At 48.1% G+C, this 241-nt stretch carries 1 tRNA gene; it reads right to left on the bottom strand.

Annotated elements, in window-relative coordinates:
* Positions 1-70: 70 nt before the first annotated feature.
* Positions 71-151, bottom strand: a tRNA-Leu gene (locus BBB58_RS14980).
* Positions 152-241 lie beyond the last annotated feature (90 nt).

Raw genomic sequence — 241 nt, forward strand, 5'->3', positions numbered from 1 at the left:
GAACCCGCGACCCCGACCTTGGCAAGGTCGTATTCTACCACTGAACTACTTCCGCATAAGTATTTAGAGATGCGGGTGAAGGGACTCGAACCCCCACGTCAAAGACACTAGATCCTAAGTCTAGCGCGTCTACCAATTCCGCCACACCCGCATGTGAAATTAAATATTGAATAAAAAATAATGAGAAATGGTGAGCCATGCAGGGCTCGAACCTGCGACCCTCTGATTAAAAGTCAGATGC

The sequence above is a fragment of the Exiguobacterium profundum genome, from assembly GCF_001909285.1.
Classification (GTDB): domain Bacteria; phylum Bacillota; class Bacilli; order Exiguobacteriales; family Exiguobacteriaceae; genus Exiguobacterium; species Exiguobacterium profundum.